This window comes from Insulibacter thermoxylanivorax, from assembly GCF_015472005.1.
In the GTDB taxonomy this organism is placed as follows: domain Bacteria; phylum Bacillota; class Bacilli; order Paenibacillales; family DA-C8; genus Insulibacter; species Insulibacter thermoxylanivorax.
The window spans coordinates 1-20377 of the sequence record NZ_BMAQ01000028.1; the positions used below are offsets into that span (position 1 = coordinate 1).

The 20377-nt window shown below is 50.9% G+C and carries 18 protein-coding genes; 12 read left to right on the forward strand and 6 right to left on the reverse strand.

What is annotated here, in order from left to right; translation table 11 throughout:
- Positions 1–209: 209 nt before the first annotated feature.
- The gene (locus PRECH8_RS14390; RefSeq protein WP_207161792.1) at positions 210–821 is read left to right on the forward strand and encodes a hypothetical protein; all 612 of its coding nucleotides are present in this window, start codon (positions 210–212) and stop codon (positions 819–821) included.
- A 63-nt stretch (positions 822–884) separates the two neighbouring features.
- Here the strand turns inward: PRECH8_RS14390 and PRECH8_RS10235 are convergent, their stop codons facing one another.
- The 3 genes from PRECH8_RS10235 to PRECH8_RS10245 all read right to left on the reverse strand — a co-directional run bounded on the left by PRECH8_RS10235 (position 885) and on the right by PRECH8_RS10245 (position 4398).
- Positions 885–1916 carry a TRM11 family SAM-dependent methyltransferase gene (locus PRECH8_RS10235; RefSeq protein ID WP_200967011.1) on the reverse strand — a complete coding sequence of 344 codons (1032 nt, stop codon included), beginning with the start codon at positions 1914–1916 and terminating at the stop codon, positions 885–887.
- 496 nt (positions 1917–2412) lie between these two features.
- The gene (locus PRECH8_RS10240; RefSeq protein WP_200967012.1) at positions 2413–3243 is read right to left on the reverse strand and encodes an FUSC family protein; all 831 of its coding nucleotides are present in this window, start codon (positions 3241–3243) and stop codon (positions 2413–2415) included.
- Between the two features lie 255 nt (positions 3244–3498).
- A complete protein-coding gene (locus PRECH8_RS10245; protein WP_200967013.1) occupies positions 3499–4398 on the reverse strand; it encodes a manganese catalase family protein in 900 nt (299 codons plus the stop codon).
- Positions 4399–4586: 188 nt separating this feature from the next.
- Here PRECH8_RS10245 and PRECH8_RS10250 point away from each other — a divergent pair, with 188 nt between their 5' ends.
- From PRECH8_RS10250 to trpB, 3 genes are all read left to right on the forward strand, one after another.
- Complete coding sequence (locus PRECH8_RS10250; RefSeq protein WP_200967014.1) at positions 4587–5186, forward strand: vWA domain-containing protein; 600 nt, start codon at positions 4587–4589, stop codon at positions 5184–5186.
- 5 nt (positions 5187–5191) lie between these two features.
- On the forward strand, positions 5192–5395 hold the full coding sequence (locus PRECH8_RS10255) for a hypothetical protein (protein WP_200967015.1): 204 nt from the start codon (positions 5192–5194) through the stop codon (positions 5393–5395).
- A gap of 158 nt (positions 5396–5553) precedes the next feature.
- Positions 5554–6717 carry a tryptophan synthase subunit beta gene (gene trpB, locus PRECH8_RS10260; protein ID WP_200967016.1) on the forward strand — a complete coding sequence of 388 codons (1164 nt, stop codon included), beginning with the start codon at positions 5554–5556 and terminating at the stop codon, positions 6715–6717.
- Between the two features lie 794 nt (positions 6718–7511).
- Here the strand turns inward: trpB and PRECH8_RS10265 are convergent.
- Positions 7512–9542: a right-handed parallel beta-helix repeat-containing protein gene (locus PRECH8_RS10265; RefSeq protein ID WP_200967017.1), complete on the reverse strand. Its 2031-nt coding sequence runs from the start codon at positions 9540–9542 to the stop codon at positions 7512–7514.
- A gap of 606 nt (positions 9543–10148) precedes the next feature.
- Between PRECH8_RS10265 and PRECH8_RS10270 the strand changes: the two genes are divergently transcribed.
- The 4 genes from PRECH8_RS10270 (at position 10149) to PRECH8_RS10285 (ending at position 15026) form a co-directional block, all read left to right on the forward strand.
- Positions 10149–10943, forward strand: a complete 795-nt coding sequence (locus PRECH8_RS10270; protein WP_200967018.1) for an AraC family transcriptional regulator — start codon at positions 10149–10151, stop codon at positions 10941–10943.
- A 480-nt stretch (positions 10944–11423) separates the two neighbouring features.
- The gene (locus PRECH8_RS10275; protein WP_242457535.1) at positions 11424–12338 is read left to right on the forward strand and encodes an ABC transporter permease; all 915 of its coding nucleotides are present in this window, start codon (positions 11424–11426) and stop codon (positions 12336–12338) included.
- Between the two features lie 12 nt (positions 12339–12350).
- Complete coding sequence (locus tag PRECH8_RS10280) at positions 12351–13220, forward strand: carbohydrate ABC transporter permease (protein ID WP_200967019.1); 870 nt, start codon at positions 12351–12353, stop codon at positions 13218–13220.
- Between the two features lie 90 nt (positions 13221–13310).
- Positions 13311–15026, forward strand: a complete 1716-nt coding sequence (locus PRECH8_RS10285; RefSeq protein ID WP_200967020.1) for a type 2 periplasmic-binding domain-containing protein — start codon at positions 13311–13313, stop codon at positions 15024–15026.
- 139 nt (positions 15027–15165) lie between these two features.
- Here the strand turns inward: PRECH8_RS10285 and PRECH8_RS10290 are convergent, their stop codons facing one another.
- On the reverse strand, positions 15166–16119 hold the full coding sequence (locus PRECH8_RS10290) for a sensor histidine kinase (RefSeq protein WP_308808484.1): 954 nt from the start codon (positions 16117–16119) through the stop codon (positions 15166–15168).
- Between the two features lie 169 nt (positions 16120–16288).
- Here PRECH8_RS10290 and PRECH8_RS14710 point away from each other — a divergent pair, with 169 nt between their 5' ends.
- Complete coding sequence (locus PRECH8_RS14710; protein WP_308808485.1) at positions 16289–16465, forward strand: hypothetical protein; 177 nt, start codon at positions 16289–16291, stop codon at positions 16463–16465.
- An 86-nt stretch (positions 16466–16551) separates the two neighbouring features.
- Here the strand turns inward: PRECH8_RS14710 and PRECH8_RS10295 are convergent, their stop codons facing one another.
- Positions 16552–17271: a response regulator transcription factor gene (locus tag PRECH8_RS10295; protein WP_200967021.1), complete on the reverse strand. Its 720-nt coding sequence runs from the start codon at positions 17269–17271 to the stop codon at positions 16552–16554.
- Positions 17272–17417: 146 nt separating this feature from the next.
- Here PRECH8_RS10295 and PRECH8_RS10300 point away from each other — a divergent pair, with 146 nt between their 5' ends.
- From PRECH8_RS10300 to PRECH8_RS10310, 3 genes are read left to right on the forward strand one after another with little or no spacing between them, the layout of a single operon-like run.
- Complete coding sequence (locus tag PRECH8_RS10300; protein WP_200967022.1) at positions 17418–18329, forward strand: ABC transporter ATP-binding protein; 912 nt, start codon at positions 17418–17420, stop codon at positions 18327–18329.
- Positions 18329–19084, forward strand: coding sequence for an ABC transporter permease (locus PRECH8_RS10305; protein ID WP_200967023.1), 756 nt, complete (start codon positions 18329–18331; stop codon positions 19082–19084). The genes PRECH8_RS10300 and PRECH8_RS10305 overlap by 1 nt, the downstream gene beginning before the upstream one ends.
- A gap of 37 nt (positions 19085–19121) precedes the next feature.
- Positions 19122–19853 (forward strand): ABC transporter permease, encoded by a 732-nt coding sequence (locus PRECH8_RS10310; protein ID WP_200967024.1) that lies wholly within the window; start codon positions 19122–19124, stop codon positions 19851–19853.
- Positions 19854–20377: the final 524 nt, after the last annotated feature.

The following is a 20377-nucleotide window of genomic DNA, read 5'->3' on the forward strand; positions in this document are numbered from 1 at the left end:
CTGAGTTCAAGCATTGGCGGATAGAGAGAGTTAAGGCAAGTAACAAAGTGGTGCGTCTCGGTTAACGAACCATCTGCCGAGGATTTTACACACAATTTCGGACTTGACCTATGATGATAAACATATCCGTACTTTTTTCCAAGCTCTCACTGAGAAAACGTATAAAAAATCGTTTGTCAATTAAACTGCTTCTGTTAGCAGCATGTCTGTTGTTAACAAGCTGTGATGCCGCAACGAATCATCCTGTAACAGACAGTAATCACTTAGATGACAATAAGATCTCTGATATAAAGGAATCCATCGTTCACACAGCTTTTGAATTGCATTTGAATCAATACGGTGTGTGTCGTGCTGATATTAGGCTGCCAAATTTAAATCATGACTTACCTAATGCGGACGAAATGAATGAATTCATCAACTCTGAATTTCGCTATATTCTAAATATGAAAGATATAAATGACTGTCAATCATCTGAGGGCTTTGATTATGTATGGTATAAGTATGACTATACTGTTGCTGATTTTGATGGGATCTACAGCATCGCTGTATACTCAACCATAACCTCATCATATGGGTCGTATTCCCCTCTGAACTATGTTCAATCGTTTTATTATGATATGAACAATGGAGAAATATTAACGATAAAACAGTTTTTAGATAAGATAGGATACTCTGAGGAAGACATTGTAAACGCTTATATAAATAGCTGTTGCCCCGCATATACGCCTAATCAGATTGATTTTAGTCAGATATTTTTCTATTTCGACGAGCACAAAGATCTAAACTTCTTCTTTAACTTAAGCTCCATTATTCAATCGTAAAAGATCCCATTATCTTTGTATTTATACTGATGAGGAGTGCATGAGAGATTCACGTTCACCCCCTCAATAAACTCTCTCCACCACATCCAAGAACCCCTGCATCCTTTTAATCTTCTCGTCAGACTTCGTCCATGCCATGATGACGACATCGGTGCCTTTGCGATCGATGGGGTGGTATACATATCCGTGCATGCCGATGCTGTGGAGATGGTGATCGATCTTCTCTGCTTGATCGGCGCCGCTCATCATGACGATATTCCCGTCGTCTTTGAGAAACGGGTTGAGATTGTCCATGGCTTCTAAGATCGCTTCCGTGGAATTCGGGGAGAAGGGGACTTCGGTGACGATGGCATCGAACTTCTTGCCGGGGAATTGGATCTGGCTTGCATCGCCGACGCGGTGCTCGGATCCGTAAAACTTAAGTCCAGGGGACACCACAGGATCGATATCCACACTGTAGACGTTGAGAGAGCTCTTGATATATTTGGCTTGATAGACGATGCCTCCGCCGCCGGAGAATGGATCAAGCAGCTTCGCGGCGCGATAGGGGTTGGACAGATTCACCATGCATCTGGCATCCTCTGCCGGCAAGGCTCTTCGACCGGTTTCCGAACCATCGCCGCGGTAGCCGTGCACGACTTTCACTTCATCGTTTTCATCCAGGATCTTGAACTTCCGTTTATGCGGAGATTGTTTCTCGTAGAGGGAAGCGTCCTGCTCATAATACTTATGGAGCGAGAACCGCCTGCCTTTCCAAATCAACTCATTGATCGTGACAAGCTCCGTGTGGTTCTCCGATTGATCACTGTGGAAATCTAGGAGATAGAACCGGTCGCAATAACCGATCCGCGCCAAGAGGTGCTTCAGTTTATCTAAATGCTCCACGGGCACGAAGAAGGTGAACAGGCCTTTGACATCCCCAAGCGGACCGTTGCGAATGAAGATTCCCCCGATGGAGGAAAGTGCGATATAGGCCTCCATGATCGCCAGCCGCTTGGCTTTGATCCTGGAATTTCTCAGTTCGAAGGCAATAACCGCATACTGATCGAGGTAATGATCGATGTTCTTCCCTGTAATCGCGATGTAACCTTTCATCGATTTCTCACTATCCATTCTGTATATGATGATAGACAACATCGGAGCGTACAGCAGTCCGGTGCCGCTGCACGCTGCAAAGTTCCTATCTACTAGTCTACATGACCCAGCAAGATCTGTCTAAATTTCATAACGGTTTCCACATTGGGGCCTTTGTTGATAGTGAACAGTTAGGAGAAGGGTTAATCAGGAACAGAATAGTTGCGTGAGACGATCTATCCTGTCGACTTGACATACGAGGAGGCAGAAGCCGAGAGTGAGACGACAGGAACTGTCGATAGAGCGTGCGCATCAGCGGAAACGGCTTTTGAGTCAACAAATCTTGTCGTCTTAGGCGGAGATGAAGCGGGAATGAGCATGAGACGACAAAGGATATCGTCTCAGCGCACGAAACAGCCCGCTTCAGCCTGCGAGTCAAAAAATCGATCGATTCATAATGTGCGGAAGCGCGTGTTTAATCCGGCAGCTGGCAGCAATCATTAATAGTATGCGCAGCTCATTTTACGCTATAGAGAAGATGTCGCTTGGCTTGCAGCTTCTGAATCTTGCTGTCCAGCAACTGATAGCACAGCGTGCGTTCGTGCTCGTCTTGGCTGTGGACGGCTGTTTCCATATAGATGAGGATGCGGCGCAAGAATTGGAGATGCTTCTTGATCGTAACGAGTTTACGCAGGTCTGCGAAGGATGTCCGCTTGAATCGCAGGTCTGCGGATTGATATTCAAGCAAGGTTTGAATTTTGTCCAGTGATGCTTCCAGCGAAGCCGTGAGCGGCAGGAGATCGCTCGTTCTCACCTTGCGATCCAATACTAGGCGTGCCTGAGTGAGGATCGAGGCATAGGTTTGAGACAGGTTGGTTTTAAGTTCGGACATATAATTAGGGCGGAATAGGATAAAATTCACGGCGGCGGATACGACGATTCCGGTGATAGTTGTCCCAAGTCGAACCACAAATTCCATCAGAAAATGGCCTTCCGACACATAGATCATATTAACTGCGGTCAAGGTTGAGACGACAAGCGCTTGGTTCCAGCCGAGAAGATTACAGACATAGATCGTGGATAATGCTGAGAGTGTGAACGTCAGCGGCTGGGGACCGAGCCACGCTTCGAATATCATCGCGAAAGCTGCGCCTATAGCGGCAGCTGGGAAGCGAATGAGACCTTTGCGGATGGAAGCATCGACGGTTGGTTCAACGGTGACGATGGCTGTAATCACGGCGAAGATCATCGGCCAGTTCAGCAAGTAACAGATCTGCGCGGTCATAAAAACAGCCACGGCGGTTTTGATTAATCGTTTGCCAATCTGAAATTGATGAAATGGAAACATCGGAATCCTCCAATAAGTCATTACCTTTGCTGCAGATTGTTCACGGAAACCACATGTTTAATCGGTTCATTGATTCTCTTTATATTAATAAAACCTATATAGCTATAATTATATAATATTACGGTCGGTAAAAAGCTTTATTAAATGTCATAGAATGCGCAGTTCTGTCCTTGAGCGGTTCTTCTATGTCATAATACTGAGCGGTTCAGTAAACAGGGAAGCCGCCGGATGCTGACAGCCGACGGCTTCTATGTCTTATTCGATATTGGCGGCATCTTTGAGGCGTTTGAAGATCTTCTCGAAGTCTTCTGCAGAAATGCCCGGTGCAAACTCTTCATCGATTGCCGGCAGATCCGGTACCGGATAGCCTTCCGGTGTTCCGTGGACAACTTCCAGTTTCGAACCGTCATCCGGATGGCTGCCTCTCCAGATCAGGGCGATCTCTTCATAGTCGTTATCGCTGAAGGTGTACAGCCGGCGGTGCCATCCTTGTTCTTCGTATTTGCGTGCGTATTCGAACTTGGAGTTGTCCAGGCTCGGCACGGGCAGCATCTTCGTCAAGTCGATGCCGGTGATGGTCTCGATGGCTTTGGCGTAGGCCAGGGTATGCACGCCGCCGCGCACGAGTAAGTATCCGATCATTTCACGCGCAATCGGGTTGTCCGTCATCTCGTAGACGCGCATCTTGTGGGTGCGTGCCCCGATCTCCAGGAAGAAGTTATGCAGCAGGTCGAGCAAGAGATTCCCGCTGTTGAAGACATAATCCCCTGTCCAAGCTTTGCCCATGGAATCCCAAGGTTTGGCCGTCAGAGCCGTATCGATGAAATGGTACGAGTTCCGCTTGTCGGTTCCATTGCTTAGCGGGCTCTTATCGGGATCATCCGGCTTCGTCGAGCCGGTGAGCATCAGGTTGATGGTGTTGGCTACCAGCTCTACGTGTCCTACTTCTTCCGCAGTGATGCTGGCCACCAGATGGTAGAATGGCTTCAGCTTCTCCTTGTCGCGGAAAGCGAAGGACTGGAACATGTAGTTGTTCAGCGTGGACATCTCACCGAAGCGACCGCCCAGGAGTTCTTGCACGGCACTTGCCGCATTGGGATCGGGATGCTCCGGTTTTGGCAGTTCAATTGGCAGACGATTGATCCTTTTGAACATGAGAACCCCTCCCAAATAAAATATAATAATTCCTTTTCGATAATTATTCTAATAAGATAATTAATACATGTCAATATTCATTTTAAACTACATGTAGTGCTGCGTTCTTGTCAATGAGATTTGTTAATTCTATCATACATGGATTAGCAAAATATGTTTGTGAAAACAATCACAACAAAACAAAAAAGATGCTGTCCAGTCATCGAGTCTACGGAGCGTGGATTATTTCTCACAGGAAACAGGGCTATCCGCTGCTGGAACATGAGATATCGTCTGAATTTGCGAAATCTCAGCTGTACGGCACAAAATTTTGCGCGGACCAGGTTGCTGCGATGGATTTCCGCTATTTTGCCCGCAAGCGTCCGCCGGAGGAAGAACCCTCCCTGGCTGTTGCACTCCGGATTGATGAATACGCGTCGATGTCGGCCTTTGGCCGGTTGGAAGCAGCCAAGCAAGCCGCCGTGGCTTTGTACGAATTTTGCACGGGGTGCGGCATTCCGATCATGGTTTACGGGGATACAGCGGACCGCTCCAAGCTGGAGCAAATGTCTGTCTATGCTTATGTCGACTTTGAGAGCAACGATCCCGATGATAAATACGCGCTTATGAACATTCAGGCGCGCAGCAATAATCGGGATGGTATGGCCCTGCGCATCCTGGCTGAAAGGCTGCTTCATGCGCCGCAGAAGACGAAGCTGATCATCAGCATCAGCGATGGACAACCTAAGGCGATGCCGGATTATACGGGCGAGAAAGCAGCGAGAGATGGGATAAGCTGCATTACCTGATCGGTGTGCAATTTCTGTTGGAGCAAGCCGGTGCCGGGCATAAGAGGAAACGGAAGACATACCCGGGCGAGCTGGAGTATGAATGGGTGTGCGCGGAGATCGATCGCCTGATGAAGGCATTTGATGAACGCAACCGCAATCAGTATGTCAGCCAGAGAGTAGAAAGTCTAAGGCAGCAGTTTGCAGAGATGATGAGGATCTTAGCATGATGTTCATGTTTGAATCTGGGCCATGTTCTGAATCTCCGTTAGTATGAATGGGGATAAAGAATATGGCTTTTTATATGCAGCATTTTATATGTAGCAGAATTGAAGCGGATTCAGTAGAATGATAGGTAAATCAAGAGAGTGGGGGAGATGAGTTGAGTATGAGCCAACAGCTGGAGCGAGAAGGGTATTTTGGCGAGTTCGGGGGAAGCTTCGTGCCGCCGGAATTGCAGGAAGTGTTGGACTATCTCAATCTGCAGTTCTATAAGTACAAGGATGACCCGGAGTTCAACGAGGAACTGCGCTACTATCTCAGGGAGTACATAGGGCGAGAAAGCCCGTTGACCTATGCTGAGCGGCTGACCAAGGCATGGGGCGGAGCGAAAATCTATCTGAAGCGCGAAGACCTGAACCATACCGGGGCGCATAAGATCAACAATGCGATCGGCCAGATCCTGCTGGCCAAACGCATGGGCGCAAAGCGCATCATCGCCGAGACGGGCGCCGGCCAACACGGGGTTGCCACAGCCACGGCTTGCGCGATGTTCGGTATGGAATGCGTGATCTACATGGGTGAGGAGGATACGCGGCGTCAGGCACTCAATGTCTTCCGCATGGAACTGCTCGGAGCGAGGGTCGTGCCGGTAAGCAAAGGCCAGGGACGCTTAAAAGATGCGGTGGATGAGGCGCTTAACGATCTGGTACAAAACTACAAGACGACGTTCTATCTCCTCGGATCGGCGGTTGGTCCGCATCCGTTCCCGACGATGGTCAAGCATTTCCAATCCGTCATCAGTGAGGAGTCCAAGCGGCAGATCCTGGAGAAGGAAGGACGTTTGCCGGATGCCGTTATCGCCTGTGCGGGCGGCGGCAGCAACGCGATCGGTGCGTTCGCCCACTATATCGACGAGCCAAGCGTTCGCCTGATCGGTGTGGAGCCGGATCAGGCGCCGACCTTGACGCAGGGCGTGCCGGGCACGATCCATGGCTTCAAGTCTCTGGTCCTATTGGACGAGCACGGCGAGCCGAAGAAGACCTATTCGATCGCAGCAGGACTAGATTATCCGGGGATCGGACCGGAGCACAGTTATCTGAAAGTGACCGGCCGAGCGGAATACTATGCGGTATCCAATGAGGAAGTGCTGGACGCATTCCAAGAGCTGTCCCGCACGGAAGGCATCATCCCGGCGCTGGAGAGCTCACATGCTCTTGCTTATGCCAAGAAGCTCGCTCCGACCATGAGCCGGGATCAGATCATCATCATCAACCTCTCCGGCCGCGGGGACAAAGACGTCGAGCAAGTCTTCCATATGTTGAAGGAATAAATTAGAGGGGCAAGCCCAAGCGGCTGCCCCTTTATGAATATTTCTGATCATGGATTATGATTTTCGTTTCGATATATTGAAGGGCAATTTGTGATCTTTAAGATAGATGCCTGCGTGAGAGACGCTGTATTGAGAGACGCTGTATATTTTCAGAGCCTCTTGAAGCAGGTTTGACTGTTTATTCAGTGTAACTTGATCTTCAAGAAGCGATGGAGGCTTGGGGGGTGTTTGGTGTGAGCTGCTCCTCCCTCATTTTCCTTATTTGACGAATTGAAGAAACGAATCCCGTCGTGCTTCTTACCGTTGCTAGCGTGTGAGACGATAGGAATTGTTGACTACGGGTGTGTGGAGGCGGAGGAGGTGTGTGAGACGATAGAAACTGTTGTCTCAAGTGCGTGGAGACAGGCACAGCGTACCGAGACGGCAGATATTGTCGACTCAGGCACGATGATGCAAGAATAGCGAGCGAGACAACAGATATTGTTGTCTCAAGTGCGTGGAGACAGGCACAGCGTACCGAGACGGCAGATATTGTCGACTCAGGCACGATGATGCAAGAATAGCGAGCGAGACAACAGATATTGTTGACTCAGGTACGACGAGGCAGGCACAGTGTGCCGAGACAACAGATATTGTTGACTCAAGCACGTCTAGGCAGGCACCCTATGCGAGACGACAGAAACTGTTGACTCAGGACGCATGTATCGCACGCACGTACAGGTAAGCGGAGTTCGTATGCGAAAGGGCTGTCCTTCGGTCAGTCATCGCTGACTGACAGGACAGCCCCTTGTCAATTAAAACTCAAATTCAACAGCCCCATCTTCGGTTAATTCAAACGGGCCGGGGGTGACATCTGCATCCGGTCGCTTGTTTCCGAAGAAGTCCGCGTCAAAACGATACGGCGTGCTGTCTGGGTGTTCATATTTCATATCGGCGTGATAGGTCTTGCCAAGCAGGTCGGTGGTGACCACCATCGGGGAGGCGCCGCGAAGCAATGCGGGCTCACTGATCTGAATCCGCACCTTGCCTTGCGCAGGATGAACCTCCACTTTAATGCCCTCTTGCTTATAAACCTTAGCATCGGGTTCATGCCGGCTTGGAACGGCATCGTTAAGATAGACATTTCCATCCATAGCCACAGGCAGAACCGCATTCCCTTCGACGATCGTCTTGATGACGTCTTCTCCAAGCTCAGCAAACTCTTCTTTGCTGTATTCCCACCATTGCTTGTCTTTGACATTCGGATGCTTGTCGTAGCTTCCCAGACCTACGGGGTATAGATAGCAGATGGAATCGTCCGGAACGCCGTCCATAACGACCTTGCCGTCCTCTCCAATCTCGCCTCTAGGCTTCAGCGGCAGATGTTCAAAGAAGGTGATGGGGACAGGTTCTTTGTTCTCGTCATGGTCTCCCAAGAAGATATTGTTATAGTACCTGTCATCGCCGCCGCTAATGTTGGAGTAACCGGCCACGGCCGTCTCGTGAGGGAAGTGGTACGGCGTGGTACGGCTGAGCTCGGAACGCACGACGAATCTGCCTGTGAACAAGTTATGGACGTATGCTCCGCCTTGAGCCATATTTCTCACATTCATCAGGGACAGGAACAGATTGTGGTCCACCATATACGGACCATGGCAAACCTCCACAAAGAAGTCCTCAGAAAGATTGTCAAAGAATACATTGCGGCTGACGCGGGTGCCCTGTGCCTGCCAGTCAAGCCAAACGCCGCGATAACAGCTGTAGATGATATTTCCGCTAATTTCTGTATCCAGGGCAGCATGCAGTTTGATTCCTGCTACTTCGGCACCGTGTCGGAGGCGTTTATGGTGGATATTGTAGATACGGTTATTATAGATGCGGCTGAAGGCACCGCCCATATGCCCTACGATGCCTGCCTGTTCACAATCGTGGATGACATTGTTCCGTACGATGTGACCGCCGACCCGGTCCTTATGCCATCCGCCGGTGTGCAGTGCGCGGAGGATTACTTCCTGTTCACGCTGCGTGCCGCCTTTCTTGTGTCTGCCATTCACCGTGTCGTGGCCCGTACCGATCGGCGTCCCCAGGCTGATCCCGACGTTCTTGGATTCATAGATGAGATTGTTTTCGATGATCCATCCCTTGCTCCAGTGAGGGCCGATCAGACCTTCTTGGTAAGCTGTCGGCGGCGCCCATTGCGGAGCTGCTTGACGCAGTGTGAATCCGCTTACGGTAATATAGTTAATTCCCGGTTTGTCTGGCCAGAAGCAATAAGGACGGACACTGATCTCGACATTTTCCTTGCGAGGATCTTTGCCGCCAAAGTTCGCCCAAATTTTCGTTGTTGCAGGACCAACTTCGGCATACCATTTGAGGAGCGAGTCCTCGGGATACTTGGCATCGGGCCAAACTTCGGGATTGCGTACTTGATCCAAGCTTGCGCATTCGTACAAGGATTTGCAATTCAGGTACACATCGCCGAGATGAACGGGAAAAGCACCATCAAACAGCCAGTCCCCGCTCAGTTCAACTTCGAAAGGGTTGCGAATAGAAAAGATCGAATTGGGTACTTCTGTGCTCCAAACACCGTCTCCTTCTTCCTTCCAGTCGGTAATGCGTTCAGCTCCTGTGATGACAACTTCCCCGTCGCCTGCGGAGCGATAGACGATTCTATGCTCCTCTGTTCCGCTGTTAGCTGGATTCACCCATTCTCGATAAACTCCTGCATGAACGATCACGGTATCACCAGGCATGGCAATCGCTGCAGCGCGTGATATGGTGCGAAAAGGCTGATCAGCTGTACCCTTAGCCTGGTCATCTCCGTGTACGGACACGTGATATTCCATAGGATCACTCCTTCTTCTCTACTTAAAAGGTCGTTGTTGGTGAAAATCTGCCACTGGATAAAAGGAAAAGAAAACGGTTTAATAGGAACACTGTTGTCCATTATATCTCATTAATCAAGGAGTTTGAATGACCTGCGACGATGTTAACTGACACCATCCTCCTAATAAAACAAAAATCCGCCAAAATATAGGCGACTTCCCAGGATTAACATGGTATAATTGGCTTGTACAACTCAACTTGTGGTGGTGCATCCCTCCTGAAAGGAGGTGATTGCTTGTTTACGTTTCAAGATTTACTTGGATTCGGCCTGCTAATCCTTACTCTGATCTCAGTAGTAGCAGCTATCATGTCACTTATGAATTCGAATTCGAAACGTAAATGTAGATCTCCTGATATGAATATTGACAATATTCAGAATTCATATAAAATTGAGCAAAACAGCGAGGGGGGTAAATGAATATTAGAGAAATCTGCAAGGAAATAGACACAAATGAGGTGGTCGGAGGGGAATTGCAGTTACCGGCGACGCAGGGTTTATAGGGTGAAGATAACAGCCAAACAGCGATATAAGCGAATGATTACAAGTCCTTATTGGAGGGATGCATATGGGCGTGGAAATCAACGACTCCATCATTCCCGATATCGGGTACTTGATCTATCGAAAATGTACGCCGACTTGGGAGATTGCGGAGAATGAGATCTCCTTCTATGACCTCACCTATGTCGTGGAAGGGAGGGGAGTCTATATCATCAACGGCGTCCCATACGAGGTGAAGAAAGGGGATGTGCTCTGCATTCCCAAGGGCAGCATTCGCAAAGCCTATTGTTTCGCAGAAGACCTCATGCACCTGTACTCAGCGAACTTCAAGCTCTACGATCTGAATGGACAGCCAGCCTCCGGCCTGCCGCTTCCTCTGCTGTCGCACATCGGCATCAAGAATGACCTGATCGAGCTCTTCAGCGACCTATCCAATGCCTGGGTGCAGAAGGAAACCGGGTATCTCATCAAGACAAGAGGCCTGCTGCTCGTCATCATCCATCGACTGATCGAGCTGATCCTCTTGAACAAAGACTCGATCAGCATGGATTATAGGGTGACCAAGGTGATGAATTACATCTCCGAAAACTACGCAAGCCACATCACAGTCCAAGAACTCGCCGATCTAGTGGGGCTCAATCATGTATATTTCGGAGCGCTGTTCAAAAAAGAAACGGGCATGCTGATCAAGCAATATTTGGCGCAAACGAGGATCAATCACGCACAGGACATGCTGCAGAACGGTGAGTGCAATGTCAGTGAAGCCGCAGAACGCTGCGGTTACAGGGATCTGACGCATTTTCGCAAACAGTTCAAGAAGATCAAAGGCTATCCGCCCTCGCATTGCTTAAGGAAGTCCTAGCAAGCACTGTTTTCTAAATCCTTGTCACACAAAAATTCTCTTTAATTAGTCTCCATTAACTTAAGTCCGTCTATTGTCCGAAATTCGCTTCAATGCTAATTTAAACTAAAGATCATAAGCGGCCGTATCCCTTGAATCCAGCCGCTGATCGTCGAGTTTTGCAGGAAAGGAATATTAAATCACACCCTTTGTCAGAGGATTAGAGTCCTATAATTTAACCGCAGGAGGGTACTAAGGATTGACCTTGCATTTTCCACGGGGGAAATCAAGGAAACAGGGGTTGATATGTGGATACGGATGAAAACATGATCATTTATTCAAGCTAACTTGATAACGCTTACATATGTGAACAGCAGACCAACACCAAGATCATCGACATGCAGCAAGGCTGAAACAGGGGATCCATCGGCTCTTTGCCGTGGATTCTTGGTACAAATCCGAAATGACATGTGGGGCGATTCATCGATGTTCAATATCAATATGAATAAAACCATGAACTATCTAAGGCGTTACTGGGTCCTGTATGTGATGCTGATTCTTCCGTTGGCCTTCTTTATCATCTTCCGTTATATCCCGATGGGCTATATTCAGATCGCATTCAAGAAATACAGCATCGTCCAAAGTCCTTGGGAGATGGCATGGGCCGACCATAACGGGTTTGAATATTTCATTCAGGCATTTTCCAATCGGGACTTTTTGTATGCGCTTAGAAATACGCTGATGCTGAATTTTCTAGACCTGCTCTTTGGCTTTCCGGCGCCGATCATCCTTGCGCTGATCTTAAATGAACTCGCTTTCAAACGCTTCAAGCGATTCACCCAAACCGTGGTTTATCTGCCTCACTTCCTGTCCTGGGTCATCATCGCCGGAATGGCGCTGCAGCTCTTCGCACCGACTTCGGGGCTGGTCAACATCATGCTGCAGAGGATGGGGTTCGAACCCATCCCCTTCTTGAATGACCCTGTGTATTGGGTGATCACCTACGTCCTGCTGGGGATCTGGCAGAGCGTCGGTTGGAACACGATCATCTATTTAGCAGCGATTGCAGGGATCAACCCGGAATTGTATGAGGCAGCATCGGTGGATGGAGCCGGCCGCTTCCGTAAGATCTGGCACGTCACGCTGCCCGGACTTCGTCCGACGATCATCGTCCTGCTGATCCTGAGCTTGGGTCAGATCTTGAGCAGTGAATTCGACAGACCTTACGCGCTCAGCAATAAACTGGTCACCGATGTTTCTAATGTGATCTCGATCTTCGTCTACAACTACGGTATTCGTGGACTGCAGTTTTCACTCTCCACTGCCGTTGGTCTATTCCAATCCGTTGTATGTGTCATCTTCTTGTTCGCGGCCAACGCACTGGCCAAAAAAACCGGCGAACGCGGCATTTGGTAGGAGGGTTGTCACATGGTGAAATCAAGAAGTGCCAAAATCGGAGACTGGATCATCGTCATCATCTGTATATGGTGTATACTCGTCTGTCTGCTGCCGGTATTGAACATCCTGGCGCGGTCTTTAAGCTCAGCAGATGCCTTGATTAAGAATGAAGTGCTGCTTTGGCCCAAAGGACTGAATTTTGATGCCTATGCGATGGTATTGGGCGATTCCAAATACACCTGGTCCCTGGCGTGGACGGCGATCTTGACGGTGATCTGCACAATCTGGTCCTTGTTTATGACGATCATGTGCGCATATCCGCTGATCTACGACAACTTGAAGGGCAAGAAGTTCTTCATCGCGCTGATTCTCTTTACCATGTACTTCAATGCGGGGACGATCCCCATGTACTTGCTCTTGAAGGAGCTGCACCTTCTCAACCATCCGCTGGTATTGATCATCCCGAACTGTATCAGCGTGTTCTACGTCATCATCTTGCGCAGCTTCTTGTTCGGGATCCCGGAGAGCCTCAGGGAATCTGCAGAACTCGATGGAGCAGGGCCGTTCAGGATTCTGGTGAACGTCTATCTGCCGCTGTCCACTCCTGTACTTGCGACGCTCGCACTGTTCTATGCGGTAGGAAGATGGAACGGCTTCTCTGATGCTCTGATGTATATGTCCGATCGCAAATACTATCCGATCCAACTGCTGCTGTATAACATCCTGAACAGCATCAACAGCATCGAGGTGGCGACGCAGGAAGGATTTACGACCCCGGGATTGTCTGAGACGATCAAATCCGCAACGGTGATGTTTGCGACCGTACCGATCCTGCTGGTATACCCGTGGCTGCAGAAGTATTTTATCTCGGGTGTGACGCTCGGCGCTGTGAAAGGTTGAAGCTTTGGTTGAGGCTTTGTGTACGGTAAAAATTGACGAAAGTCAATTTTTATAAAATCAATATTGCTCATGAAGTGAGGGGGACTGAATATGGGGCTACGTAAAGGGTTGACCATCCTAACCTTATGCCTGGCTTTTGTGTTGGTGATGGCAGCATGTACCAAGGACAACAATGCAGAACCAACGCCGAATACGCAGACGCCTGCAAGCAACAATGATGCGAGCGGCTCAGGCGGTACCGATTCCAGATTAGAGGCATTGGGTCTGGATGCCAACTTGCGGTTCAAGGAGACGCGGAAGATCACCGTAGAGATCTATGACCGCGGCAATGACGGGGGAACGCCTCCGGAGGATAACTTCTATACCGACTATATTAAAGAAGGCTTGCTTCGCGATCACAACATCGAGGTTGAATTTGTTCCTGTACCGCGCTGGACAGAGGTGGAGGTCATTAACAACCTGCTGGCGGCGAATCAAGCGCCGGATATCAGCGTCACCTACTCCTACCCAACGATTCAAGCCTATGCCAATATGGGCGGTGTACTGGACCTGAATCCTTATCTGGAGGAGTACAAAGATCTGCTGCCAGACTTGTGGGATCTGCTCACGGATTCGAACATCTACTGGAACCAAGATCCCCATACGGGAACGATCTGGGCGATTGAAGCGCGGCTTGCCGTTCTGAACCGGATCAACACCTTCGTGCGTGAAGACTGGCTGCAGAAGCTGGGGCTGGAGGCGCCTACGACCCTGCAGGAATTCGAGGATATGCTCATCGCCTTCAGAGACAATGCTTCCTTGCTGCTGGGTGATGAAGCAGATAAGATGATTCCGTTCTCGACCAGCTTCGATATCGGCTGGCGGGCAGATCATCTGCTGACGTCCTTCGTGCCGAATGATATTACGGATAAGGATATCTATGTCTACGGCTTTGACGACAGGCATTTCCTGCTGCCGAATTACAAAGAAGGCGTCAGAGTCTTGAACAAATGGTATAACGAAGGACTCATCTGGAAGGATTTCTCGCTGTATCCGGCAGGGGATCCAACAGAGGATAACTTGATGAAAGCAGGCTATGTGGGTGCATTCATCCACAACTGGGACTATCCGTATCGCAACGGTGAAGACAGCATCCATGCGAATCTGCAGCGTCTCGTTGGGCCGGATGCAGCCTTTGTCGCCGTGGAGCCGTTCCCGAACGATGCCGGTGTGTATAAGAAGTTCTTGTCCGGTCCGATCGACCGCAAAATCTTCTTCCCGGCAACGAACGACGAGCCGCTTGCATCGCTGCTCTATCTGAACTGGATCTCCAAGCTGGAGAACCGCCTCTTCCTGCAATTTGGCGAGGAAGGCGTAACGCATGAGAAGCTGGAGGACGGTTCCTATAAGACGCTTGCTGCAACCGGCGAGAAGATCATGAACTCGCCTGCGAACATCGACTATACGCTGACCATAAACGGTCTGGACCTCGGCGATCCGGATCTGACCGTCAAGTCCATCGCCAACGGTTATGCCGGCGTAGATAAGCGGTATGTTGAGATCGCTCACCGGATCACGACGAACCAAGGACGTATCGGCAAGAACGTCAACGTAGGCGAGATCAAGTCCGAAGCAGGGCAGGGTCAAGCGCTTAAGGAGAAGCGGGATGCGATCCTGAACCGGGCCGTCGTCGCACCGCCGGATCAGTTTGACCAAATCTACGATTCCGGTATGGAGGATTACCTCAGATCCGGTGGTCAAGCGATTATCGACGAGCGCAGAGCGGCTTGGGAAGCCGTTTACGGCGATAAGACGATGTTGGATTAACGAACAGCTGCGTTTAGTGCAGCAGTAGTTGGAGGCCTGCCCGTGCAGGCCTCCTTTTTTGATGTTATGTCAAAAAAGCCGCCGAATGATCGGCAGCTTCTTTAGCTGATCTTCTAGGAAGTTTTCAATATAGGAATGTTTATTCGATCGCAGGCAGCATGATCTCTGCACGGAAGCCTTTGCCGAGCTCGCTGTTAAGGATCAGCTGCCCTTGATGGGCCTTAGCGATCCGTGCGACCATCGGAAGTCCTAAGCCGTGGCCGTTGCTGCGGGGCTGTTTTCTTCGAGAAGAGTAGGGCAGTTCCAAAAGATCAGGAAAATCTTGCGGATCCATCCCCTTCCCGTTATCAGCGACGATCAGACGGCAGGTGTGCTCACCTTCCTGCCGGGATATCCGAAGTTCAATCCGGCAGCCGCCGGGATTGTGGTTGATGCTGTTCTGGATCAGGTTGCTGACTGCGCGGGTGAGCAGCCGTTCATCCCCATGCACCACAGCCGTTTCGTCCAGCTCCTCGATCTCCAGTTCGTAGCGTTCATCCAATCCTTGGTTTAAGAAATCGGAGGCGATCTGCCTTGCCAATGCAGACAGACGGATCGGCTTCCGGTCCAGAGGCTGCATCTCATACTCCAGCATGGAGACCAGGTTTAAATCATGCACAAGCGCTCGCAGCTTCTCCGCTTGCTGCCGAATGATGCCTGCTTGCCGCCTCGATTCGATAGGGAGTTCGCTGTTTTCCTCCAGGCCGCTGGCATAACCGAGCACCATCGAAAGGGGAGTGCGGATATCGTGGGAGATGCCGGCGATCCAGTTGGACCGGGCTTCGTCCCGGGCTTTTAGGCTGTTGCTTTTCTGCTGCAGCAGGGCGGACACGCGGTTGACGCTTTGCGCCAGATTGGCTAAGACCCCTTTGGGCTCGATATAGACCTCGCGATCCTCGGCCAGGCTTTCGATGCCCTGCGTGATGGGGCGGATGGAGCGAATCAGTCTGGCGCCGATGATCAGCGACAGCAGCAATCCTAAGGCAATATTTGCGGCCAGCAAGGAAGCGATCTTCAGCGGCAGGGAAGAAACCCAATTCGTAGGGCAAGACATAAAGATATTTGGCCAAGCTGTTCTTAGGGTATCCAACGACGACGATCCCTTCTTCATGCTCCCAGACAAAGACCGGGTAATCCATTAAGTAGCTGCGTGAGAACTTGGATACATCGGCCAAAGAATACACCCTGGGCAGTTCATCCGGCAGTTCATACTCCCAGATCACATGCCCCGCATCTTCAATGAGCATGGCCCAAGCGCGATTCTGCTTCAGCAGTTCAGCGGCGGATGGCTCCAGCATATAGGCGCCGGAGGAAGTGTGCAAGCCCTCCGCCGTTTGCTCCACCACCGTGCTGGGGGATTGTCCCTCGTTCATGCCGCTGAATACCAAGACGCCGAGTAAGATGAAGTTGATGATCAGCAGCAAGATGGAGATCACCATCGTTGCGCCTACAAATCGTCTTAGAATACGAACCGAGCCCTCCATACCTACCCCTCTTTGATCAGCAATTTGTATCCCAAGCCGCGGATCGTCAGCAGATGTTCCGGCGCCGACGGGTTGTCCTCGATCTTCTCGCGAATGCGGCGGATATGCACCATCAGGGTATTCTCGTAGCCGTAATAATCATCGTTCCAAGCGGCCTGACACAGCGCATCGCTGGTGACGATACGGTTGCGGTTCTCATACAGCTTGGACAGCAGCGCGATCTCTTTGGCCGTAAGCGGATACTCCTTGCTGCCATGCTGTACGATCCCGCCCTCCAGATCGACGATGCGGTCGCCTGATACGAAGACGGGACGCTGCTCTTTCATGGGCGGCAGATATACCCGCCTGAGGATCGCCGTCAGCCGGAGGATGAGTTCCCGCGGCAGGAAGGGCTTGACGATATAGTCATCGGCCCCGAGTCCCAGTCCTAACAACCGGTCCTCATCTTCACCTCTCGCCGATAGAAACAGCACAGGCATATCCGAGCTTTGCCGCAAAGCGGCCAGAAGACCGAATCCATCCCCATCGGGCAGCATCACATCCAAGATGGCAATGTCGGGGTTGATGGTGCGGCAAACCTCCAAGGCCTCTGCACAGGCAGAAGCTTGATAGATGCGCGTAAACCCTTCTTTGCGAAGGAAGCCGTCGATCATCGTTCTGATCTCATGCTCATCGTCAACGATGAGTATTTTTTTTTGTGCTTCAATTCTTCCATCACCCATCACCTTCTACCGTCATTATACTGTTTTTTGCTGTTCATACACGGGGAGGTTCGAAGATTTAAGGTTGGTGTAAGGTCCTTGTCAGTTTGCAGTAAGGCTTGCCTGTTACCCTCTAAACTGAACACGACGGATTGGAGGGGTTGAAGATGGAGCAAGTCATTGCAACGCAACAGCTTTCTAAACGATATGGTAATGTTTATCGCGTAAAGCAGGTGAATCTAACGGTCCAAGAAGGAGAAATCTACGGTTTCCTAGGCCCAAACGGAGCGGGCAAGTCCACAACTTTGAAGATGATCCTGGGATTAGTTCGTCCCACGGAGGGCAAGGTGACCGTCTTCGGCAAGGACTTGGACAGCAACCGCCGCCAGATCCTGGCGCAAACGGGGGCCCTCATCGAATCCCCGTCCTTCTACGGGCATCTCACCGGCCTCGAGAATATGCGGGTCGTTCAGAGACTGCGGGATGTACCCGACCAAAATGTAAAGGAAGCGCTGAGCATCGTGCGTTTGGACAAGGCCAAGGACAAAAGGGTGGATCAGTACTCGCTGGGAATGAAACAGCGGCTCGGAATTGCGATGGCGCTGGTGTCTTTTCCGAAGCTGCTCATCCTGGACGAACCTACGAATGGACTGGATCCGGCAGGGATCGGCGAAATCCGTGAGCTGATTAAGTCTCTGCCGCAGCGGTATGAGATGACCGTGCTGATCTCCAGCCATCTGCTGTCCGAGATCGAACAGATCGCCACCTCGGTGGGCATCATCCACGAAGGAGAGATGCTGTTCCAAGGCAGTCTGGAGCAGCTCCAGAACCGAAGCCGTCCTGCGATCAAGATCAAGACCGGCAACAATCCGATGGCGCAGCACATGCTCCTTCGACAAGGGTACGCCCCGGTACAGGACGGAGAGTTTCTCGCCTTGGAAGGGCTCAGGGATGAACAGGCGGCAGAGATCAATCGCTTGTTGGTGACAAACGACATCGATGTGCTGCGGATCGAAGAACATAAGAAGAATCTCGAGAGCATCTTCCTCGATATGACAGGAAAGGAGAGCAGTCTGTAGTGCGTGCGGTCGGTCTTGAATGGTATAAATTGCGTCGCAAACGGGTAGGGTTGATGGTCATTTTATTTTTGCTTGTGGAGATCGGCTGGGCTTTCGCGGCAACGAGCATGTCGATCTCCCGCCGTCCCGATCAAGCGGGGTGGGAACCGCTGATCGCTATGGTCTCATCGATGAATGGGTTATTCCTGCCCATCCTCACAGCGATCTGTGTCTCCCGCATCTGCGATATGGAGCATAAGGGCAGCACATGGAAACTGCTGTTAACCCTGTCTGTCAGGCGCGGGACGCTGTATGCGGCGAAATATCTAACCGCGGTCCTCGTCATGCTTGCAGTATGTTTGCTGCAGGCGACGGCTATGACGGCATTTGGGATGGTCCATGATTTTGAACCGGCGGTGTCCTTCGTGCTGCTGGGCCGATTCGTGCTCGGGACGATGCTGACGACGATGATCCTCATCGCTCTGCAGCAATGGGCATCGATGGCCGTGAAGAACCAGGCTTTTGCTTTGGCGCTTGGGATGGTCGGCGGGTTCTTAGGACTTACCGGGGATCTCCTTCCGGTCCAAGTGAGCAGGTTCTTGATCTGGTCGTACTACACGGGGTTAAGTCCGATTACGCAAAGCTATACCGATGAGAGCTTACATTTTATCGTACGAGAGGCGGCCCCGATGCTGCCTGTGATGGCTGCGCTCATCGCCGTCGGCGCGGTGATCTATGCGGCGGGCAGTGTTCATGTATCGAGACAAGACGTATAGGCGGCTGGAGTATAGGCGGATAGAGGAGGATGGGATGATGTTAAAACGATGTATCTCTGCGGAATGGATGAAGCTGCGACGTTCGCGGATCTGGTGGATCTTGCTGATCCTGCCGATCCTCAGCGTATTGGTAGGCACTGCGAATTACTATATGAACCAGGGTGTATTAATGAAAGAGTGGTACAGTCTATGGTCGCAGGTCGGTTTGTTTTATGGCGAGTTTTTCTTCCCGATCCTGATCGCGATTCTCGGCTCGTACATGTGGCGGTTGGAACACCTCAACAAGAACTGGAACCTGATCATGTCCGCGCCGGTCTCTGCTGCCGGCATCTTCCTGGCGAAGTGGATCGTCGTCGGCGTGCTGTTGGCGTTGGTGCAGCTGTTCTTCTTCGCCTTGTATCTCGCAGGCGGCAAATTAGCCGGACTCACCTCCAGTCTCCCCGGGGAACTGGCAGGTTGGCTGCTTCGGGGCTGGATCGCGGCGCTTACGATCAGCGCTTTGCAGTTAGCACTGTCCATGCGGATTCGCAGTTTCGCTGCTCCGATCGGGATTGGTTTGTGCGGGGTGCTCATCGGACTGGCAATGTTTGTGGCACATCTGGGGATGTTTTTTCCGCATTCGCTGCTCACCATGGGGATGGGGGTCCTCAGTCAGGCGGGTTTGACGTCCGGGGAGCTGCTTACCTTCGCGGTGATGAACCTGTTCTACATGGCGGTGATCATCGCATGGGCTGTGAATCGGATGCGCAAGTCCGATGTTGCAGCTTAAGGTGGATTAAGGCGGGGATGGTCCTGAGAAGGTGGTTCTGAGAAGGTGGTTTGAGAGGATGGTTCTATGAAAGCGGTCAAAGGTTTGCTCACTGGGTGTTTCGTGTTTCTGCTGTTCGCGGCGTAGCCTGAGGAAGCAGGTGTGAAGGAAGGGGGAGTTTGGGAAGGAGTGGTGCGGAAGAGTTGGAGGAGGCGGAGCGTAAAAGTTGGAGGAAGCGGGGCGGAAAAGTTGGCGGAAGCAGGATTGCGGCAAGGGGGTAAGTCAGGGAGAGTCGATGTAAAGCAGCTTTGAAGCTAGGGGAAGCGGTAGGGGAAGCGGGTGCGCTGTGCTAACGGAACAAGAGTGCGTTATTTTACGAAAAATAGGGCAAATCAAAATGTAACGGAACTAGGGTACGTTATTCGATGAATTCTGGAGGAAAAGACCTCCGAGTCCGGCAAATAACGTACTGTAGTTCCGTTAAGATCGAGAAAACCGCAAATCGCACAAAAATAAGGAACTGGCGTTCCGTTAGAACGTCACTC

Bases quoted from the DNA above. Each gene is read 5' to 3' on its own strand.
- PRECH8_RS10235 (WP_200967011.1), bottom strand. From the start codon at position 1,916: ATGAAAGGTTACATCGCGATTACAGGGAAGAACATCGATCATTACCTC.
- PRECH8_RS10240 (WP_200967012.1), bottom strand. From the start codon at position 3,243: ATGTTTCCATTTCATCAATTTCAGATTGGCAAACGATTAATCAAAACC.
- PRECH8_RS10245 (WP_200967013.1), bottom strand. From the start codon at position 4,398: ATGTTCAAAAGGATCAATCGTCTGCCAATTGAACTGCCAAAACCGGAG.
- PRECH8_RS10250 (WP_200967014.1), top strand. From the start codon at position 4,587: ATGCTGTCCAGTCATCGAGTCTACGGAGCGTGGATTATTTCTCACAGG.
- trpB (WP_200967016.1), top strand. From the start codon at position 5,554: ATGAGCCAACAGCTGGAGCGAGAAGGGTATTTTGGCGAGTTCGGGGGA.
- PRECH8_RS10265 (WP_200967017.1), bottom strand. From the start codon at position 9,542: ATGGAATATCACGTGTCCGTACACGGAGATGACCAGGCTAAGGGTACA.
- PRECH8_RS10270 (WP_200967018.1), top strand. From the start codon at position 10,149: ATGGGCGTGGAAATCAACGACTCCATCATTCCCGATATCGGGTACTTG.
- PRECH8_RS10275 (WP_242457535.1), top strand. From the start codon at position 11,424: ATGAATAAAACCATGAACTATCTAAGGCGTTACTGGGTCCTGTATGTG.
- PRECH8_RS10280 (WP_200967019.1), top strand. From the start codon at position 12,351: ATGGTGAAATCAAGAAGTGCCAAAATCGGAGACTGGATCATCGTCATC.
- PRECH8_RS10285 (WP_200967020.1), top strand. From the start codon at position 13,311: ATGGGGCTACGTAAAGGGTTGACCATCCTAACCTTATGCCTGGCTTTT.
- PRECH8_RS10290 (WP_308808484.1), bottom strand. From the start codon at position 16,119: ATGTCTTGCCCTACGAATTGGGTTTCTTCCCTGCCGCTGAAGATCGCT.
- PRECH8_RS14710 (WP_308808485.1), top strand. From the start codon at position 16,289: ATGCCCCGCATCTTCAATGAGCATGGCCCAAGCGCGATTCTGCTTCAG.
- PRECH8_RS10295 (WP_200967021.1), bottom strand. From the start codon at position 17,271: ATGGGTGATGGAAGAATTGAAGCACAAAAAAAAATACTCATCGTTGAC.
- PRECH8_RS10300 (WP_200967022.1), top strand. From the start codon at position 17,418: ATGGAGCAAGTCATTGCAACGCAACAGCTTTCTAAACGATATGGTAAT.
- PRECH8_RS10310 (WP_200967024.1), top strand. From the start codon at position 19,122: ATGTTAAAACGATGTATCTCTGCGGAATGGATGAAGCTGCGACGTTCG.